Source organism: Blautia fusiformis (genome assembly GCF_020686995.1).
Classification (GTDB): domain Bacteria; phylum Bacillota; class Clostridia; order Lachnospirales; family Lachnospiraceae; genus Blautia_A; species Blautia_A fusiformis.
The window spans coordinates 88,378-107,054 of record NZ_JAJEPT010000013.1 but is presented as its reverse complement, the minus strand read 5'-3'; the positions used below and the strand labels follow the sequence as shown (position 1 = coordinate 107,054).

Genomic DNA, 18,677 nt, shown 5'->3' with positions numbered 1-18,677 from the left:
AATTTTATGACCTTTGGAGTGTTTCCAGTCTTTTTGGATCAAGGATTGTGATTTTGCCGCGGGAGAGTTTGACGAGACCCTCGCCTTGAAAGTATCGAAGCATTCGAGTGATAACTTCCCTGTGGGAACCAAGATGATTAGCAATCGTCTCATGAGTGATTTTCAGCTCGTTTGTTCCTTCGATAGAGGTCTCTTCTAAAAGAAATGAAGCAACACGCTTATCCAAACTCTTCCACATGATTTGTTCAATCAGCCACATGACATCAGAAAAACGGGTGGCCATTAACTCATTGGTATAGTTTGCGACGGGAGCAGATTCCTTCATAATGTCCTTATAGATTTCAGCAGGGATGATCCAAAGATCAGTATCTTTTTCTGCTTCAATGGTTACTTCAAATTGAATGGAGCGTATGATACATGAGGCGGATAAAAGACACATATCCATATCGAACAGACGGTAAAGTGTAATCTCCCGTCCTTCATCTGAAAGTATGTAAGTTCGAAGCTGCCCGGATTTAACCAGTAATAATCCAGTACAGTCCAGGTTTCCATTGTGAATGATTGTCCCTTTTTTTACATACTGTGTGATTAAATTGTCTGAAATTATTTTTTTCTGTGTTGTATTTAAGTCATTCCATAGTGGAAAACAATTTTCGAAGTTCATAACCGTTATCTCCTTTACGAACATAGTATACTTGCTTTTTTTAGATGCGTCAATTATGTAACTGGCATATGCCATAAATAGAAATAAAAAGAAGTGTAATAAAGTAAATTATCTTTTCTGTGATATCATCACAGAAGCAAGATCTTTTATGCGATATATTAAGTTCAAATAGGAGAAGGAGTTGAAAAATATGACATCTATAAATATAAATAAAGAAAAGTTTGGACAATTAATTCATAAGGAAAAACCGGTTTTGGTTGATTTCTGGGCACCGTGGTGTGGTTATTGCCGTAGAATTGGAGCGGCTTATGAAAAAATAAGTGAAGAATACAGCGATATTCTTATTGCTGGAAAAGTAAATATTGATGAAGAACCACAGATTGCAGAAGCTGAAAAGATTGAGATAATTCCTACGCTGGTTTTATATCGGGATGGAAAGGCAATAGATTCTATTGTTGCACCTGAATCAAAAATAATGATAGAGAATTTTATTAATGAAGCATTGGAAAAATAAAAGGAGGACTGCTGTATGAATGAAAATCATGTTTACGATATGATTATCGTGGGTGGAGGACCTGGAGGGTATACTTCAGCATTATACGCAGCCAGAGCAGGACTTGATACAATTGTTATAGAAAAATTATCTGCAGGTGGTCAGATGTCATTGACCTGGCAGATTGATAACTATCCTGGTTTTGAAAATGGAATTGACGGATTTTCATTGGCAGAGAAAATGCAAAAACAGGCGGAAAAATTTGGCGCTAAAAGTGAATATGCTGAAGTTTATAATATGGATTTAACAGGAAAGCTTAAGAGAGTAGAAACTAGTTCGGGAATTTATATTGGGAAAACAGTAGTGATTGCTACTGGAGCAAATCCAAGAGAACTTGGTCTTGCTAAAGAAAAAGAATTGATAGGTCATGGGGTTGCTTATTGTGCCTCCTGTGATGGTATGTTTTATAAAGATAAGATCGTGGTGGTTGTTGGTGGTGGAAATTCTGCTGTATCAGATGCTGTTCTTTTAAGTCGAATTGCTAAGAAAGTCATCATTGTTCATCGAAGAGATACATTACGTGCAACGAAAATCTACCATGACCAGCTGATGAAAACTGAAAATATAGAGTTTCGATGGAACAATACAGTAAATGAACTGATTTATGGAGAACGATTGACTGGTGTGCGGTTGAAAGATACAGTTACAGGAGAAGAAAACATTATAGAATGTGACGGCCTGTTTGTGAGTATAGGAAGAAAACCGACAACAGATTTTTTAGATAATCAGATAGAACTGGATAATAAAGGATATATTGTGGCAGGTGAAAACACTGAAACGAGTATTCCGGGTGTTTATGCTGTAGGAGATGTCAGAACAAAGTTACTTCGTCAGATAGTAACAGCAGTGGCAGATGGTGCTATGGCAGTACATATGGCAGAAGAGTATGTGGAGAAATAACAATCAGAATTTAATTGTTTAAGAAATTGTTCTTTGGTTAATGGCATTTTTATGTATCCTCTAGTTTTACTAAAATTCAATATGTATTATGTATATAAATAACAGATAATCAGGTATTATCCTTCAGCTATTTGAAAAAATATATATCTACTGCAACTGTTCCGTAATATCTATAGTTTAAAAATGTACAAGAAGCTCGGTTGTCTTATTGGGGACGATTAAGAGGAAGAAATAAACACTATATAATGAAACAATTACATATGAGATGGAATTTTCTATAAGGACACAGGAATCTGGCAGTTCTTAGTGTTACCAAATCCTTCTGTCGTACAGGCTTCATAAAAGGAACTAATATGCGACACTATTGCAATCGAGGTAATATTGACATAGAATTCCATGTATTATAGAATGGTATCTGTAAAAAGAAGGCATGAAGAAAGCAGCTTTAAACGGGCTGCTTTTTTTGTGTCTTCTTTTGTCTTTCCTGAGTACCGGAGGAAAAGGAGTTTTCTGGATGGAGCAGAGAAGACAAAAATAAATAAGAACAGGAGGAAGTATATGGAGGATACCAAAAAAACAGTTTTGGCGGGAAACGGGGAAAAAGATGTTCCGCGTGCGGTCTACGATGGTGTTTTGACAATCGATGTAGACGCGCAGGTTGAAAGCATGGAGGAACAGGAAGAAGCCAGATGGCATCAGCTTTTGAATGCACATCGTACCAGAAAGATCCTGACGGGCCAGCTCGGGGGCATTGAAAAACTGGAGAGTGGATGGATGGTTGCTGTTACATACTTTAATGGTTTCCGGATCATTATCCCAATGAATGAAATGATGATCAACCTTCAGGGAGACGGGCGTGAAAACGCGGATACCTTAAACCGTCAGGTCCGTATTGCTAACAACATGCTCGGCTGTGATATTGATTTCATCATCAAAGATCTGGATAACAAGAGCCGGAGCGTTGTAGCATCCAGAAAAGATGCAATGCTTAAAAAGAGACAGACTTTTTACCTTGGGGAAGATACAGAAAAACCAATGCTCTATGAAGGCAGGATCGTAGAAGCAAGGGTGATCGCGGTAGCTCCCAAAGCAGTCCGCCTGGAAGTCTTTGGTGTAGAAGTATCTGTCCGGGCCAGGGACATGGCCTGGGAGTGGATGGTAGATGCCGGAGAAAAATTCCAGGTAGGTGATCTGGTGCTGGTCATGGTCAATAAGGTGGAAGCAAGCTCTGTTGACCAGATCATTATAGAAGTGGATGCAAAGAGTCCGACAGCCAATATCAATAAAGATAACCTCCGGAAATGCCATAAACAGGGAAAATATACAGGGATCATTACGGAAGTCTATAAGGGAACCTATTTTATCCGCCTTGATATCGGAGTCAATGCCGTGGCACATTCCTGCAATATGTCCGCACTTCCGGGAAAGAAAGATAAGATTGGATTTGTGGTGACCCGCATCAACGACAACTATGAAGTGGCAGAAGGCATTATCACAAGGCTTATCAAAAGAGCTTCCTGAAAATGTTTTTATGATTTTCAAAGAATTCTGTTGACACAGAAAAAGGGATTTCTTTAACATCGGAGATAAAGATGGAAAGGAGTGACGTCAGATGGCAAAAAAGAAGAAAAAACAGATACGGGAAACCTTGTACTGCCCATATTGCAAAAGACCCGGGGTACTTAGGCCTGCAGCTTATGTCTATGGAGATAACAACCTGGATCCGGAGAAATACCTGTATGTATGCAGCGGCTATCCTTCCTGTGATTCATACATTGGGGCACACAAAAAAAGTATGCGTCCCATGGGAACCATGGCTGACAGCAATCTGCGTAATAAGCGGATCGAAGCACACAGAGCTTTGGATGCAATCTGGAAAAATGGTTATATGACCAAACATAGCACGTATATCTGGCTTCAGAACCGTTTGAATCTCCGGGAAAAGGACACACATATCGGGAAATTTTCTTATTACCTGTGTGAACAGACCATCCGGGAATGTACAGACTATATAAAAAGCCGAGAGGAGAAAAAGAAATCCCCGGATAAAATAAGCGTGGCATGACGGAAAGGATGGATGCCCTTGAGACTACAGGCGACAGAAGATGATGTATATCATCTGATGGACCTTAAAGAACAGTATTTTATTATGACAGCAATATGCAGTGTGGCAGAGGGAATCAGCGCATACTTTTTCATATACCAGAAAAGATGCTGGGATCTTGTATATTTGTGTACTGCACTGGCGCTTGCGATAATCCTGCTTCTTCGTCAGGCCATAAAAATCAGCCGGAGGATCATGGAGGCAGAAAACTGTTATATGGCACTTGAAGAGGACAGCCTGGCAGTCTGCCAGCCGGAAAAGAACGGAAAATATGAGTCCTGCAGGATCTTTTACGATGAGATGGACAAGATCGTAGAAGGAACCAGGCGGGGAGTTCCGGAATTTTATATCGTGATCCGAAAAGAAGGGAAAGAACAGAAAAGCTTTTTCCTTTTGGATGAAGAAGAACAGGAACGGGATGTTTTCTGTGTACGATCCTTTGGCTTTGACAATCAGGGATTCATGGAGTTTTATCGGAAACTCAGGTGGATCGTACCGGGAAGAACAAGGATTATCGGGACCAAAACACAGGAAGTATGGAAACTGCGGCGGCCGAATATCGGAATCTGTACGGCAGCAGGCATGCTTTTGGGGTATGTACTTCCAAAACTCCTGGAAATGATGTATGGGTAACAAGTTATATGAAAGAAAACAGATCAGAAGCAGAGATTAGAAAGAGTGAAAATGACAAGGAGGAAATGTCATGAGATGGTATACAGCAATCGGAATGAAAAAAGATGATGCAGATGGAAGGTTTTGTGTCTGGGTAGATGGGGAAGAAAAAGTACTTACAGAAATGGAAACTATTTTGTGGGCTGCGCTCACCTGGTCTTTCTGTGAAGAGGATAAGGTCCATTCCCAGATGCATCGTCTTCTTGTATTTAGCCTTGGAGAAAAACAGGCACAGGAATGGGCGGACAAAGAGGATTTTCAGTTTTGCCTGAACCGTCTGGTAAAGCGGGGCCTGGTTGTGCTGACAGAAGGATGTACCAGAGAGGAAGCTGTATACAGCATTATCAGCCGGTCAGTCATGGCTCCCATGATCTTTTCACCGGCGGAACGCATGAAACATTTTATGGAATCCCTTTCCATGGGAAAAGGACTGAAGTTTTCACTGAGGGCCTTTAAAAAGCCGCTGCTTACAGAAGAGGAATACCAGCTACTTTCCTATCTTCAAAGAGAAGGGGATGTTTCCTGCCACCTGAAATGTTTAAAGGAAGAGGCAAAAAGCAGGGAACCCCATTTAGCAGATTCCCTCCAGGAACAGATACAACGGGAATTTATAAGCCGCGTAGCGCAGCTTTACTATAAGAAACAGCTTGTGATCGACAACATAAGAAGGGAGGACTGCCTTGAAGCAAACGGAACATCCGTATTGGCACAGGCTGTATAGATGCTTGGAAGATTTTGGCACACGTTATCAGAATATACCGGATTTTTTTAAGGACAGGATCCAGCGATATGGTATCCTGTCTCTTTTTATCCTGCTTTTCGGATCATTTATGGGAACATGGATGAAAGATAAAACTTTTATTTTCTGGTCTTTCCTGCTTGGGATTATCGGATTTATAAGAACATATCTTATTTTCCGCACCGCGGATAAAAAGACCTATGAAATCGTGGAAGGGCTGGTAACCGGGATAGACGGGAAAAATCCCTTTGCAAGATTACGGAAGATCCGGGTAAGTGATCCGGCCGGACGGCAGAGTGAACTTTTGCTGGATAAAAACGTAAAAGTTTTGGAGGGAAAACGTTACCGGTTTTATTTTGGCATAAATGAAAAGAAGCTGGTAGGAATTCGCCGGGTGGATGCAGCACTCAATAACGGTACTTTTTTGGGAAACGAAGAAATATAAGAGGAAGAGATTCCTTTTATAGCAGGGAGGGGAGCACCAGGCATGGTTCGATTCCATGCTGCCCTGTTTCCGCAAAAGACTATTGCGGGAAATACAGCAAAGGAGAGAAGGATATGTCAGAAACACTACAGGGAACCGTGAAATGGTTCAGCGCACAGAAAGGATACGGCTTTATCACCGGTGAAGACGGGATTGATTATTTCGCCCACTTTTCGGAGATCCAGATGGATGGATACCGGAAATTAAGCGGTGGCCAGCCGGTCCTTTTTGAAGCAGGGACGGATGCCAATGGGCGAAGCCTTGCCAAAAATATTTCCCCGGCGGATCCAAACGCTGAGTAAGACGTTTTCATAGTGCATGCACAGATTACCTATTCCCCTCAGATACATGCACTTATGCAGACGGATGAAAAGACAGGCGGTATCATGCCGCCTGTCACAACATGTAGCAGAATAATAAAGATAACTCACACAATAACACAATATATAGTTAAAATTAATTGACAACCACAAAATGTTGTGGTAGTCTTTAAATGAAAAATAATTTAACAGTCTATAAAAGACTGTGGTTATTCTTTAGTTCCGGACATTCCGGAAGAAACACTTTGGGGCGGTCTTGCCCTTAATGAGAAAAAATGGATATGCAAAATATAAGGAAGATGCAAGAAGGAAAGAAGATTCTTTTTGTGTCTTTTTTTATTGCATAAAAAGCAGAAAGGAGGAGCACGAATGAAACTGGCAGTTAAGGAAACTGCAAAAAGAAATACCTTAAAAACATCAAAAAAAGAAAACACATTGTAAAATCAGGAGGGTCGATTATGGAGACAATTAAATGGGAAAACGCAAATGCACTGGAAATTGGAATGCTTATGGAGATGGCAGAAGACGGCTATGTGTTTTGCATCGAAGATGGAAAGATACAGGCTGTTGAAGTCCGGATTTTCAGCTAGCGTGGAAAGGCGGACATTATGTATTATAAAGATGACTTTTATAAGGAGTTCCGGACAGAAAAGGAACTGTGCGAGTATCTGGAAGAGATAGACAGCCGGGCAGAATGGATCCGGATCACCAGTAAGAAATTAAAGGTGGCAGCAGCAGGAGAGGAAACCTGCACAGAGGTTCCGGGCATTTCCCTGGAAGCACTGGAAAAAGATACTTTATCTCATTCCAGGCTGGTTCTTATCCTGCCCGAGAGGATCTGTTATATAGGAAATTCAGCAATCAAATCGTTGAAAGGACGGGCCAGGATTGATGGCAAAGCCCTGGCAGATGTCGATAAGAAAACACTGGCAGAGATCTTGAATAAATGCCTGAAGGTTGCAAGAGGAAGAGCACTGATCCGTTTCTGTGAAGGAAAAATAAGGGCAGTCCTGTCTGGTGATGAAAAAGATTATGCCATCATATCCATGCCGGATATGTACATGGTTACCTCGGCATATATCCATGGGGACTATGAGAAGGCAACGTTTTTAAACGGCTATGCAGATCATTATTCTGTTACGGCGTCCTGGCAGCTGGAAGATACGAAACTTACAGATGTTTATAAGGAACTGATGCAGAATTATGGAAGAAAGACCGATAAGGACATAAAAGCAGTTGTACGGATCACTACGTCAGACGTTGGTGTGTCCGGAGCGAATATTTTTTATTCCCTGCAGGAGCCGACAAGAAATGTGATCCTTGGCAATGCCCTGAAGGTTACGCACAAAAACTGTAAAGGAATGGAAGATTTCACGGAAAACATAGAGTCGATCTTTGATTACTACCGGGAAGTCTTAAAAGGGGTCATGCGGCTGTGTGATATCTGGATCGAGCATCCGGCAAATGCCATGGCTGGGATCATGAAGCAGGCGGGATTTGGAAAAAAACTGCTTGCAGAAACCGTGGAGCAGTTTAAGGCTACTACCGGGAATGAGCCATGCAGCGCATACGAGATCTACTGCGGGATCTGTGAATCCATTATCATTGCAAGGCAGGAAAAGACGAATGAGAGAGGACTTTTAGCTCTGGAAGAAAAAATTGCCGGCTGTGTGTCAAAACGCTGGCATGAATATGATATTCCTGGCACTGTAAAATACTAACAGGATTTAAAAGAATGGAGACAGCATGGACTGTCTTTTTTTGATGGGAGGAAAACATGAAGGTTACGAATGGAAAAGATGTGGCAAGGCTGCTGGTAGATGAATACTTGAACTGCCATCCCACCGGACACAAAAAATTTATGGAGTCCATGGCAAAAGAGCAGCAGGAAATAAAAGACAATTACACGTATCTTGGCTTTGCCTGGCTAAAAGGTCTTTCAGAGGTCAGATATTACGACCTTCGAAACGAAGCATCGAAACTGATGGCCGATGATCTGTGTCTGCATGTAAAGGAACAGCCAGAAAGGGTGCGCCTGGTGTATGAAGGTGCAGAGGAAATGGAAATCAATCCTTCAGATGAAGAGCAGATGGCAAAAATGTTTACCTGCTACCTGCTTGCAGGAAGTATGGACGGATATGGGGAATTTGTGGATTATGCCCTTGATACCCACCGGACACTGCAGCAGAACCTGACACGGTTTTTCGTGGAATGGTTTGCAAAGGCAGAAAAAGGCTCTGCATTTTTAAAACAGGCAAAGATGGTGTATTCCAGGTATTCCCTGCCATATATCTAAATTACGGAGGTATGTGATGGATAGAAAACTTCCGGACTGGTTAAAAGAGAGCAGGGAGGCAGAAAAACTGATCGCATGGCTGAAATCGCCGGATTGTGAAGTAAAAGAATTTTCCGGACAGCTGTTTATAAAGGCAAGATATGGAAACTGTTTCTTTTTCTTTGACTGTTTAAAGGAAAACAGAAAAACAGACCGGAACTGGTGTGCCGTGATCCACATGCCGGAGTATTCCCTTTATGAAGCAGAAGATCTTTTTCTGAAGCCGATCGGGATACCGGATGATTTTGGTTTTCCTGTGCGTGAGGATCTGATCCCGAAACTGGAAACACAGATAAGCCGCATTGGAAAGAAACTTATCCGGGAACAATGGGATGAACTTTTGTTAAAAGGCGGGTATGCAGCTGCACAGATGATCCCGGAGATCAGCAGGGTTTATATCCAGCTAAATGCAGACCGTTTTATTAAAAAAGGAAAGCGGCCGGAGGATCTGATCTATCAGCCGCAGTTTCATTTTGCGGATATGAAGTGGGAATTTTCTGACTGGATGTTTCTGGAATATTTAAGCAACCCACAGCGGGCAGCAGAGCTTTTCGCCCAGAAGTGGCTGCTTGAAAAACTTCCGGAGATTTCAAAAAAGAAGATCTGTATCGGATGTATCCGGGAGGAAATGGAAGAAATGTTAAAAAAGACTGGGACAGGGCCAGAGGTAAGCCTTCCGCGTTCTGCTTAGTATAAAAAATGAAAAAATCAGGAGGAAACGAATAATATGGGTAAATACAATTACATGAATCTGAACCAGAAGATGATCAGGATTAGAAGAAAGGTGCCGAAGCTGATCCGCAAACGGTACAGTGAGGACGTTACTTATGATTTTGTAAAACTGGATGATATCTATGAATGCCTGACACCGGCCCTTAATAAATACGGGGTCGATTTTGACATCTTAAGTGAAAGGCCGACACAGATGGACGAACAGGGCAATTCCGTGTTTTTAAAGGAAATGGGAGCACTCTGGAGATATGAGGCTGACCTGGAGCTGTGCTGGACCAATGCTGACCGTCCGGGAGACAAGGTACGGAGCTTTTTGCATGTCATTGGAACCAATGAAGCACCGGATAAAGCAAAAGGTGCGGCATGGACGTATGGCCTGAAGTATTATTTCTTAAATAAATTCAACATCATGCAGGCATCTGGAATAGACGATCCGGACATGCGTGGGACGGAAAAAGAAGAAATGCCGAAGCAGGAAGCTTCCGTAAAACCGGAAAAGCCGAAAAAGAAACAGGAAAAGACAGAAAGAAAAGAAACCACAGCAAAGCAGGAGCAAACGGAATCGGTCAGGGAAAAGAAAACGGACCGTAAAAAACTGCGTGATGGAAATGCCATATCAGAAGGTACTGTAAAAGTGGAATATGCAGTGACGGATACAGAAGAAAACCTTCCTGGACAGATGACTTTTGGAATGGAAGAAAGTGAAAGCGGACTGGAAGAATTTTCCGCTGAAGAAACCAAAGCGGAAAATCCGGTTCAGACCGAGGAAATCTCCGTAGATGAGGAAATTACTGCCGAGACGGATGCAGACGGTTTCCGTGCAGTAGAAGAAACGGATGAAGTTCCATTTGACGAAGATGATGAGATTTCTTTTGATGCAGAAGAAGAGGAAGAAACACCAGAAGAGACTGCAGAGGAAGTGTTGGAGGATATGGCTCACGAAGAGGATGCAGAGGATGAAGTGAAATGGGCAGAAAAGGTTATCTGCAATTTTGGTGTCTATGCCGGGACCCCTCTTGGGGAAATGATGCAGGATGCCAGAGGTTACCAGACGATCAAATGGCTGGTACAGCGTTACAAAGGCCAGAATCAGGAAATACAGAAAGCTGCGAAGATTCTTTTGGATCATGAAAAGGAAATGCAAAAAGCAGCCTGAAAACAGAGAAATAGTTTGAGGTGGCTCCGGGAACGGGGCCATCTTTTATGAAGAGGAGGAAGGCATGTATGCCAGAGAATCGTTTACGATCGCAGAAGTAGCAGATCTTTTGTCAATCCGAAGACTGAGTGATTCTTACCAGGACGAATTTCCGGTGGAATGTCCTTTTTGCGGGGATTTAAGAGGAAAATGCAGTTTTTGCATCCGCAAAAATGGAGAACTGAAGAATGTTTACCATTGCTATCATTGCGGGGCAGCCGGAAACATGCTGACACTGTATGCGGAACTATCCGGCATTTACGGGAGAAACCGGTATAAAGAAGCCTACCGGGAGATAAAGCAGGCACTTTCTTTTTCTGGAACGGATAAAAGACAGCAGTCCACGACACGAAATGGGTTCGCTTCTATCGTTTCTAAAAAGAAACGCATTTCCCTTACGGAAGAGGAATGGGATTACCGGGACCATGTATATAAGGAAATGCTCACTTTTCTTAAGCTTAAGGAAACACACCGGAGGAACCTTCTCCTGCGTGGGCTGACGTTAAATGAGGTCAGACAGATGGAAGAACGAGGTTTTTTAAGTACGGATGAGGAGAATTCCGTGGCCATTGCCAGAAAGCTCTTAAAAAAGGGATTTCGCCTGGATGGGGTTCCTGGATTTTTCATCAACCGGGATGGTGACTGGGAAGCTGCTTTTTATAGGAAGAATAACGGGTATCTTTGCCCGGTCCGGGATGGGAAGGAACGGATCATAGGATTCCAGATCCGGCTGGATGTTCCTTTAAAAGAACGGAAGTACCTCTGGTTTACCAGCAGCGGCTTAGAAAAAGGCACATCAAGCGGCAGCCCGGCAGGAATGTTTGGGAAAATAAAGGATGGCACGGTTTACGTAACGGAAGGTATCTTAAAGGCAGAGATCGCATGGATGTGTACAGGAAATCCTTATATCGGAGTCCCTGGAGTCTCCAATCATAAAGGACTGGAAACTGTCTTGCGAAACCTGAAAGAGCAGGGGTTAAAAAGAGTTTACGAATGTTACGACATGGATAAAATGATGGAATTGTCCTGTAAGCACGATGAAAAAAGTGCGTGCCGGCAATGTGAACATGGAATTTATCTGTATCATGGAGAATGCCCCAAAAAGCGCAGAAAGCGGGACATGATCCGAAAAGGCTGTATAAAACTATATGAGATCTGTGAGGAACTGAATGTATCCTGCAAAAGAGTCACCTGGGATACCGATGCATCCGGTACCTGGATGGAACACTACAAAGGCGTGGATGACTGGATCCTTCAAAAAGAGGAAAAAGAACACAGGAAGACGGCATAAAATGTTTGGTCAGATAAAAGGGAAACTGGAATTTTTTTCAGTTTCCTTTTTATCTGGCTGAAAAAGCCGGAAGAAAGGAGAAAGCGATGCAAATAAGAGACGGACCAAAAGAAAACTGCAGGGAAAAAAGCGATCATGAAAGGAGAACGTGCACTTGGAAAAAAACTGGAAGAAAAGATGGATGGCGGGTGCGATGGCTTTTGCTCTGTGCTGCACTACGCTCTTGCAGACGGGAGCTTCTGCAGTATCCGCCGCTGAGGTGGGAGGCGTTTCCGCACAGAGCGAGACGCAGATCGAGGTACAGACAGAAACACGGCCAGAAACGCAGACGGAGAAAAACGAGGAGGAACTGATAGAGGAAACCGTTGCTGATCCGGAACTTGCGCTTATGGTTACCGAAGGGGAAGCCTTTGATATCCAGAATGATTTTACAGGACTGAAACTCTCTGACGGAGACCATGTGGAACTGAAAAAAGCAGCAATGGAAGACGGGACTGTATTTGATTATAACCATGCGGGAACCTATAAATGCGTATATCTTGTTACACCCGCATCCGGGGAAGCCTATCTGGTTGCCAGAAACATTACGGTGACACCAAGGGAAGCAGAAACAGACGGATCCAATGGCGGTCAGGAACAGGAAAGCGGCGATGACGAACCGGAGGCAGACCCCGTCCTCCCGACCATAAGCCCGGAAGATGCCCCGGAAACCCTGGAAGAGCCGGAAGAAACGGAGGAGCCAGAAGAAGAGGAAGCAGAAGAATTTTCCGATGAGGAACCAGAGGATGGAAGCCATCAGGTTGGCATCGTACAGGGAAATGAATTCAATATTGAACTGGACCACGAGGACGGACGTTACCAGACGGGGGAGACGGTCAACTTTTCCGGTGATATCCCGCAGGGAAGCCTGATCGCAGTGGGAACAAGTCTTGTCGAAGCAAACCAGACAGAGAATACCGAAGATCTTCTGTATGCAGAAGTAAGCTACGATGAGGGAACAAATTCCTTCAGCTTTGAGATGCCGGAAGATGATGTTGCATTAAGTGTGGTATATGACCAGGCTGAGGGCGGTATTAGTACCATGGCAGCTTCCGATGGAGACTTGTGGGATGATTCAACAGACATTGAAGCTAATACCTATTACTATTATTCAGATGGAAAACTGCATCCTTTTGATTCTGTTATGGGACAGGGCGGAAATGATTCCTATAAGTATATCCGTTACAAAGCAGGCGGAAAGACTTATACCGTCTATGCATACTGCATGCAGCACAGTAAACAGTCCCCGCCAAGTGGAACGACTTATAAAAATATGGTCGAACTGGATGAGGGCGGCGATGACCGTTATTTAAGGAAGGCCATGTTTTACGGATATGGCGGTCCCGGATGGGGCGGCACATTCAACGGCTATAATATCAAATCCATCATGGAAAAATACGGCTGTTCCTCCGAGACCCGTGCAATGCAGCATTATCTGGTCGATTATTTATATGACGGGGAATCCGGATTTGGAGGATCCCTTTCGACAACTGCCAAAAACATGTTAAAAGAGATCAAGGCAGCCCTTGCAAAGATGCCGGATCCAACGACCATGGAGCTGACACCTGGGCTCAGTGCTTCTGCAAATGGAAACCAGAGCCCGACCTTCACATGGAAGGCAAACGCAGCTTTTGTGATCACGATCCATCTGGAAAACGGGGTCTCCCTTGTAAATGAGACGACAGGAAAAACCGGGACCGGAAATGTGAGCGTAAAGGGCGGTGAAAAATTCCATCTGGAAGCAACCACCCAGAATATTGGAAGCCTGAAAGGAAAATATGCGATCACATCCAACTATCCGCTTAATTTCCATGCCATGCTCTTAAAGCTGGCGAACAGCCAGGATATCGGCTTTGGATATTATACCGATACACTGGAGCTGAATCTGGAGGTAGACTGGCCGGATGAAGCAACGGTCAAGATCATCAAAAAAGATAAGGGAAGCAACGCGCTCCTTGCAGGTGCCGTTTACGGCATCTATGCAGATGAAGCCTGCACGAAACTTATCAAAAAAATGCCGGCAACAAATGCAAAAGGGGAATCCGAAGTAAAGATCACCAAAACACAGGATACCGTTTACCTTCGTGAAATCTCAGGCCCATCCGGATATGTGCTGGATACGAAAGCCTATGGGGTAAAACTGGTCGTGGGGCAGACCGCTTCCAAGAACTTAACGGATAAAGAGCAAAAAGGTGCACTCACCATTTATAAAGAAGGAGAAGTGCTTACTGGAGCGACCGTCACGGAAGATGGTGTGACCTTTGCCTACGAAAAACGGAAATTGAAAGGAGCCGTTTACAGTGTTTATGCAGGTGCAGATATCAAGGCGGCAGATGGCACCCTCATCTATAAAAAAGGTGCACTTGTCAAGGATAATCTGGTTACCGGAGATGACGGAAGCGTTACGTTAAAGGATCTCTATCTTGGCACCTACACAGTAACCGAGACGAAAGCTCCGGATAATTATGTATGCAAAGGAGAGTCTAAGACTGTTGAGCTTGTGTATGCAGGCCAGACCGTAGAAGTGCAGACTGTCAGTGCAACATTTTTAAATGAACGCCAGAAGGCTGCAGTCCGTGTGGAAAAGCAGGACGAAGAGACAAAAAATCCGCTCTCCGGAGGCATCTACGGGCTGTATGCAGCAGAAGATATCAAAGTTGATGGTAAGACCGTTGTTCCCAAAGGAACCCTGATCGAAAAAGCAACGACCGGAGCCGATGGAAAAGCTTCTTATAAAGCGGAACTTCCGATTAATTACAGCTACAGCATCCGGGAGATCCAGGCACCGGAACTTTACCTTAGAAACAGTGAGGATACTTACACCTTCACTTTTAAGTTCACCAATGATAAGGAAGAAAAGGTAAACTTTAGCCATACCTTTACAAATAAGCGTGTAAATGCAACAATCGACCTGGTAAAAGAAGACAGCGAGACAGGAAACAGCGCACAGGGAGATGCCGTATTTGAAGGAGCCATTTACGGGCTCTATGCAAGGGAAGACATTAACCATCCGGATGGCAGGAGCGGAGTCCTTTATAAAAAGGACGAACAGGTAGCTACCCTGACGACCGATAAAGAGGGAAAAGCAAGCGTAAGCAATCTGTATCTTGGAAAGTATTATTTGAAGGAGATCACGCCTCCAGTAGGTTATCTTCTGGACGAAGAGGAGCATGATGTAAACTGTAACTACGAAGGAGACCAGGTAGAGACGGTAAAACGAAATACCGTTTCCAAAGAAGACGTGATCAAACAGCCATTCCAGTTGATTAAAGCAGCGGATAATGATAAGACCGATGCGGACCTTTTAAAAGGTGCCGGATTCTCTGCTTATCTGATCAGCAGCCTGACTGTAAAGGACGATGGAAGCTATGACTTTACAAATGCGACCCCGATCGTTCTTACGGAAGATGGAAAAACAGAAATGTTTACCGATGAACGCGGCTATGCGTGCAGCATCCCGATTCCTTATGGACGCTACATTGTCCGTGAGACCACAACACCGCATAATTTCATGCCGGTAGATGATTTTATCGTAACCGTAACCGAGAACAGCAGCACACCGCAGGTATGGAGAGTCCTTTTGGACGATGAGTTCAAAGCAAAGCTTAAGATCGTGAAACAGGATGATGAGACCAAACAGCCGGTCCTCCTTGCCAATACAGAATTCAAAGTGTACGACCTGGATGCGAAAAAGTACGTGGAACAGGTAACGACCTATCCAAATACGGTTGTCCATAAATCCTATTTTACGGACGAAAATGGTTACCTGATTCTTCCGGAATCCTTAAAATGCGGAAATTACAGGATTGAGGAAGTGAGAGCGCCTGATGGCTACACCCAGAATACCCAGTATGTGGAGATCAAAGTTGATAAGAATACAGCTTATCAGATGGATTCCGTCAGCGGGGATGCCATCATTACCGTGACCTATGAAAACCATCCGGTCAAGGGCAAACTGGTGATCCATAAATCCGGTGAAACCTTAAAATCCTTTAAAAAGGATTTTGTATACGAAGAAGCTTCCCTGGAAGGGGCAGAATTTGAAATCTACGCAGCAGAAGATATTTTCACACCGGATCATCAGGTGGACGAGCAGGGAAACCGTCACGTGATCTATGCAAAGGATACCCTGGTAAAAACAGTGACCACTAATAAAAATGGGGAAGCTGTTATCAAAGACCTTCCGCTTGGAAAATACCGTGTGAAAGAAACAAAAGCACCGGCCGGATTTGTCTTAAATCCAGACAGTCAGGAAGTAGCCTTTATCTATAAGGATCAGAACACACCGGAGATCGAAGAAAAACTGGAATTTTCCAATGAACGCCAGAAAGTAGAGCTGAGTGTGGAAAAACGGGATGCTGAGACCGGAAAGGCTTTAAAAGGTGCAACCTTTGGATTATACAATAAAGAAGCAATTTCTTCCGGCGACAAGGTGATTGTAAAAGCAGATACACTGCTTCAGGAGATCACAAGCAACGAAAAAGGTAAGGCAGCGTTTACGCTGGATCTTCCGCTTGGCAGATACTATGTGAAAGAGCTGCAGGCACCGGCGGGTTATGTATCTTCTGATGAGATCCTGGAATTTGATGCCACATACCAGGGCCAGGACGTAAAAACGATCAAATTAAAATCCGTGAAGAAAAACCAGCCGACAACGGTAGAAGTAACAAAAGCAGATATCACGACCGGAACAGAACTTGACGGGGCTTCCATGAGTGTACTGGATAAGGATGGCAACGTGATCGATTCCTGGACATCCGTAAAGGATTCCCCACATGTGATCAAGAGACTTCAGGTTGGAAAAACTTACATTCTGCGTGAAGAGCTTGCACCATATGGCTACTTACGTGCAACAGACGTAGAGTTTACGATCTCTGATACTGCAGAAGTACAGAAAGTCAAAATGGAAGATGAAGTCCCGGTAGCAAGACTTCTGGTAAACAAGAAAGGGGAATTCTTAGACAGCGTATCCCTTCTTGACAATGCAAAAGGCATGATCGAGCACCTGTTCAACTATGTGACCGGAAACCTGACTGATGTAACCTTCAATGTTTACGCGGCAGAAGCCATCCGTGCAGCAGACGGGGTAAGTGCAGATTATTATGCGGCAGATGAACTGGTCGGCTCCATTACAACAGATGGAAATGGTATCGCCCAGATGGATAACCTCCCGCTTGGACGTTATTACATCGTGGAAAAAGAGACCGCACATGGCTACGTTCTGGATAATGAACCAAGATATGTGGATCTTACATACCGTGACCAGGATACACCTCTGGTTACTTATAGTGCCGACTGGCAGAATGCGCGCCAGAGGGTACAGGTGGAAGTCCTGAAAAAAGAAAAGGACAGTGACAAAGTACTTTCCGGGGCAATCTTTGGCCTCTATGCAGCAGACGACATCGTATCTTCAAAAGGAAAAGTACTCCTTGCGAAAGACACTCTGATCGAACTGAAGACCACAGATGAGGATGGAAAGATCCAGTTTGTTGCAGATCTCCCGATTGACAGCAGGTACTACATTAAGGAACTTGCCGCCCCGGATGGCTATGTGACAGACCAGGAACCGCAGGAATTCACTTTTGAGTACCAGGGCAGTGGAACCAGTGTTGCAGAGTATGCGTTCACCTTTGAAGATGAACAGACTACGGTAGAACTTTCCAAAGCAGACCTGACGGACAAAAAAGAACTTCCGGGAGCATCCTTAAAGGTAACAGATGAGGATGGAAATACGGTGGATGAATGGGTATCCAAAGAGGAAGCACATATCATCAAGGGCCTTATCGTAGGAAAGAAATACAAGATGACAGAAACAAAGCCGGCAGATGGTTATGTGACTGCGGAAAGTATTGAATTTACCGTCGAAAACACAAAAGAAGTACAGAAACACCAGATGCTTGATGATGTGACCAAAGTGGAAATCAGCAAGAAAGACATTACGGATTCCAGTGAGGTACCGGGAGCAAAACTGATCATCCTGGATAAAGATGGAAAGAAAGTTGAAAGCTGGACGTCCACGGATAAACCGCATATGGTCGAAAAACTTCCGGTAGGCGAATATACCCTTCGTGAAGAGCAGGCTCCGGATGGATACCTCATTGCGGAAGATGTGAAATTTACGGTAAAAGATACCGGAAAAGTCCAGAAAGTCAAAATGAAGGACGCACATCCATATGGAAAACTGGTCATCAAAAAGACCGATTCCACCAGTAAGGCAGCCCTTTCAGGAGCAGAATTTGAACTGCGTGAAAAGGAAAGCGGAAAAGTCGTAGAAAAACTGGTAACGGATAAGACCGGAACAGCGACAAGCGGCAAGCTTCCGATTGCTACTTATAAAAATGGAAAAGTAGAGAAAACCGTGGAATATATCCTGGTAGAGACCAAAGCACCAAATGGTTATGAATTAAGCAGCAAAAAAGAAGAGATCCGCTTTGAATACAAAGACGGAAAAACCAAGGTGATCGAGATCGTAAAAGAGATCAAAAACACCAAATCCCCTTCCGGTAGCACACCGACAGGAAACAGCCCGAAAACAGGGGACAGCACCAACATCTGGCTTCCGATCCTTCTGGCAGTCCTTTCTGCCTGCGGCATTGGCGGCGTGATCTGGTATAAGAAGAAAAAAGGAAATTAAGGAATACGGTTCAGG

16 protein-coding genes are annotated in these 18,677 nt (G+C 43.8%); 15 read left to right on the top strand and 1 reads right to left on the bottom strand.

The features are described from left to right. Positions 1 to 4: 4 nt before the first annotated feature. Entirely contained in the window at positions 5 to 688 is a 684-nt protein-coding gene (locus LKD46_RS12030; RefSeq protein WP_059085770.1) for a Crp/Fnr family transcriptional regulator, read from the bottom strand. Between the two features lie 166 nt (positions 689 to 854). On the opposite strand from LKD46_RS12030, the gene LKD46_RS12025 reads away from it, so the two are divergent. The 15 genes from LKD46_RS12025 (at position 855) to LKD46_RS11960 (ending at position 18,662) form a co-directional block, all read left to right on the top strand. Continuing rightward, on the top strand, positions 855 to 1,178 hold the full coding sequence (locus LKD46_RS12025; protein WP_005330449.1) for a thioredoxin family protein: 324 nt from the start codon (positions 855 to 857) through the stop codon (positions 1,176 to 1,178). Between the two features lie 15 nt (positions 1,179 to 1,193). Further along, complete coding sequence (trxB, locus tag LKD46_RS12020) at positions 1,194 to 2,117, top strand: thioredoxin-disulfide reductase (protein WP_059085771.1); 924 nt, start codon at positions 1,194 to 1,196, stop codon at positions 2,115 to 2,117. 558 nt (positions 2,118 to 2,675) lie between these two features. Then, positions 2,676 to 3,638 carry a S1 RNA-binding domain-containing protein gene (locus LKD46_RS12015; RefSeq protein WP_110925766.1) on the top strand — a complete coding sequence of 321 codons (963 nt, stop codon included), beginning with the start codon at positions 2,676 to 2,678 and terminating at the stop codon, positions 3,636 to 3,638. Positions 3,639 to 3,729: 91 nt separating this feature from the next. Then, positions 3,730 to 4,182, top strand: coding sequence for a zinc-finger-containing protein (locus tag LKD46_RS12010; RefSeq protein WP_110103101.1), 453 nt, complete (start codon positions 3,730 to 3,732; stop codon positions 4,180 to 4,182). A gap of 18 nt (positions 4,183 to 4,200) precedes the next feature. Then, positions 4,201 to 4,854 carry a hypothetical protein gene (locus LKD46_RS12005; RefSeq protein WP_110103102.1) on the top strand — a complete coding sequence of 218 codons (654 nt, stop codon included), beginning with the start codon at positions 4,201 to 4,203 and terminating at the stop codon, positions 4,852 to 4,854. A gap of 70 nt (positions 4,855 to 4,924) precedes the next feature. After that, positions 4,925 to 5,614: a hypothetical protein gene (locus tag LKD46_RS12000; protein WP_110103103.1), complete on the top strand. Its 690-nt coding sequence runs from the start codon at positions 4,925 to 4,927 to the stop codon at positions 5,612 to 5,614. Beyond that, the gene (locus LKD46_RS11995; protein WP_118050886.1) at positions 5,574 to 6,077 is read left to right on the top strand and encodes a hypothetical protein; all 504 of its coding nucleotides are present in this window, start codon (positions 5,574 to 5,576) and stop codon (positions 6,075 to 6,077) included. The genes LKD46_RS12000 and LKD46_RS11995 overlap by 41 nt, the downstream gene beginning before the upstream one ends. Before the next feature lie 113 nt (positions 6,078 to 6,190). Beyond that, positions 6,191 to 6,418, top strand: coding sequence for a cold-shock protein (locus tag LKD46_RS11990; RefSeq protein ID WP_005423033.1), 228 nt, complete (start codon positions 6,191 to 6,193; stop codon positions 6,416 to 6,418). 476 nt (positions 6,419 to 6,894) lie between these two features. Continuing rightward, on the top strand, positions 6,895 to 7,026 hold the full coding sequence (locus LKD46_RS16555) for a hypothetical protein (RefSeq protein ID WP_005423021.1): 132 nt from the start codon (positions 6,895 to 6,897) through the stop codon (positions 7,024 to 7,026). Positions 7,027 to 7,044: 18 nt separating this feature from the next. Continuing rightward, a complete protein-coding gene (locus LKD46_RS11985; protein WP_110103105.1) occupies positions 7,045 to 8,157 on the top strand; it encodes a hypothetical protein in 1,113 nt (370 codons plus the stop codon). Positions 8,158 to 8,213: 56 nt separating this feature from the next. After that, positions 8,214 to 8,732 (top strand): hypothetical protein, encoded by a 519-nt coding sequence (locus LKD46_RS11980; RefSeq protein ID WP_110103106.1) that lies wholly within the window; start codon positions 8,214 to 8,216, stop codon positions 8,730 to 8,732. A 16-nt stretch (positions 8,733 to 8,748) separates the two neighbouring features. Then, positions 8,749 to 9,462 carry a hypothetical protein gene (locus LKD46_RS11975; RefSeq protein WP_110103107.1) on the top strand — a complete coding sequence of 238 codons (714 nt, stop codon included), beginning with the start codon at positions 8,749 to 8,751 and terminating at the stop codon, positions 9,460 to 9,462. A gap of 36 nt (positions 9,463 to 9,498) precedes the next feature. Beyond that, positions 9,499 to 10,659 (top strand): ERF family protein, encoded by a 1,161-nt coding sequence (locus LKD46_RS11970; protein ID WP_110103108.1) that lies wholly within the window; start codon positions 9,499 to 9,501, stop codon positions 10,657 to 10,659. Between the two features lie 64 nt (positions 10,660 to 10,723). Continuing rightward, positions 10,724 to 11,989 carry a DNA primase gene (locus LKD46_RS11965; RefSeq protein ID WP_110103109.1) on the top strand — a complete coding sequence of 422 codons (1,266 nt, stop codon included), beginning with the start codon at positions 10,724 to 10,726 and terminating at the stop codon, positions 11,987 to 11,989. Positions 11,990 to 12,143: 154 nt separating this feature from the next. After that, the gene (locus tag LKD46_RS11960; RefSeq protein WP_330409231.1) at positions 12,144 to 18,662 is read left to right on the top strand and encodes a SpaA isopeptide-forming pilin-related protein; all 6,519 of its coding nucleotides are present in this window, start codon (positions 12,144 to 12,146) and stop codon (positions 18,660 to 18,662) included. Positions 18,663 to 18,677 lie beyond the last annotated feature (15 nt).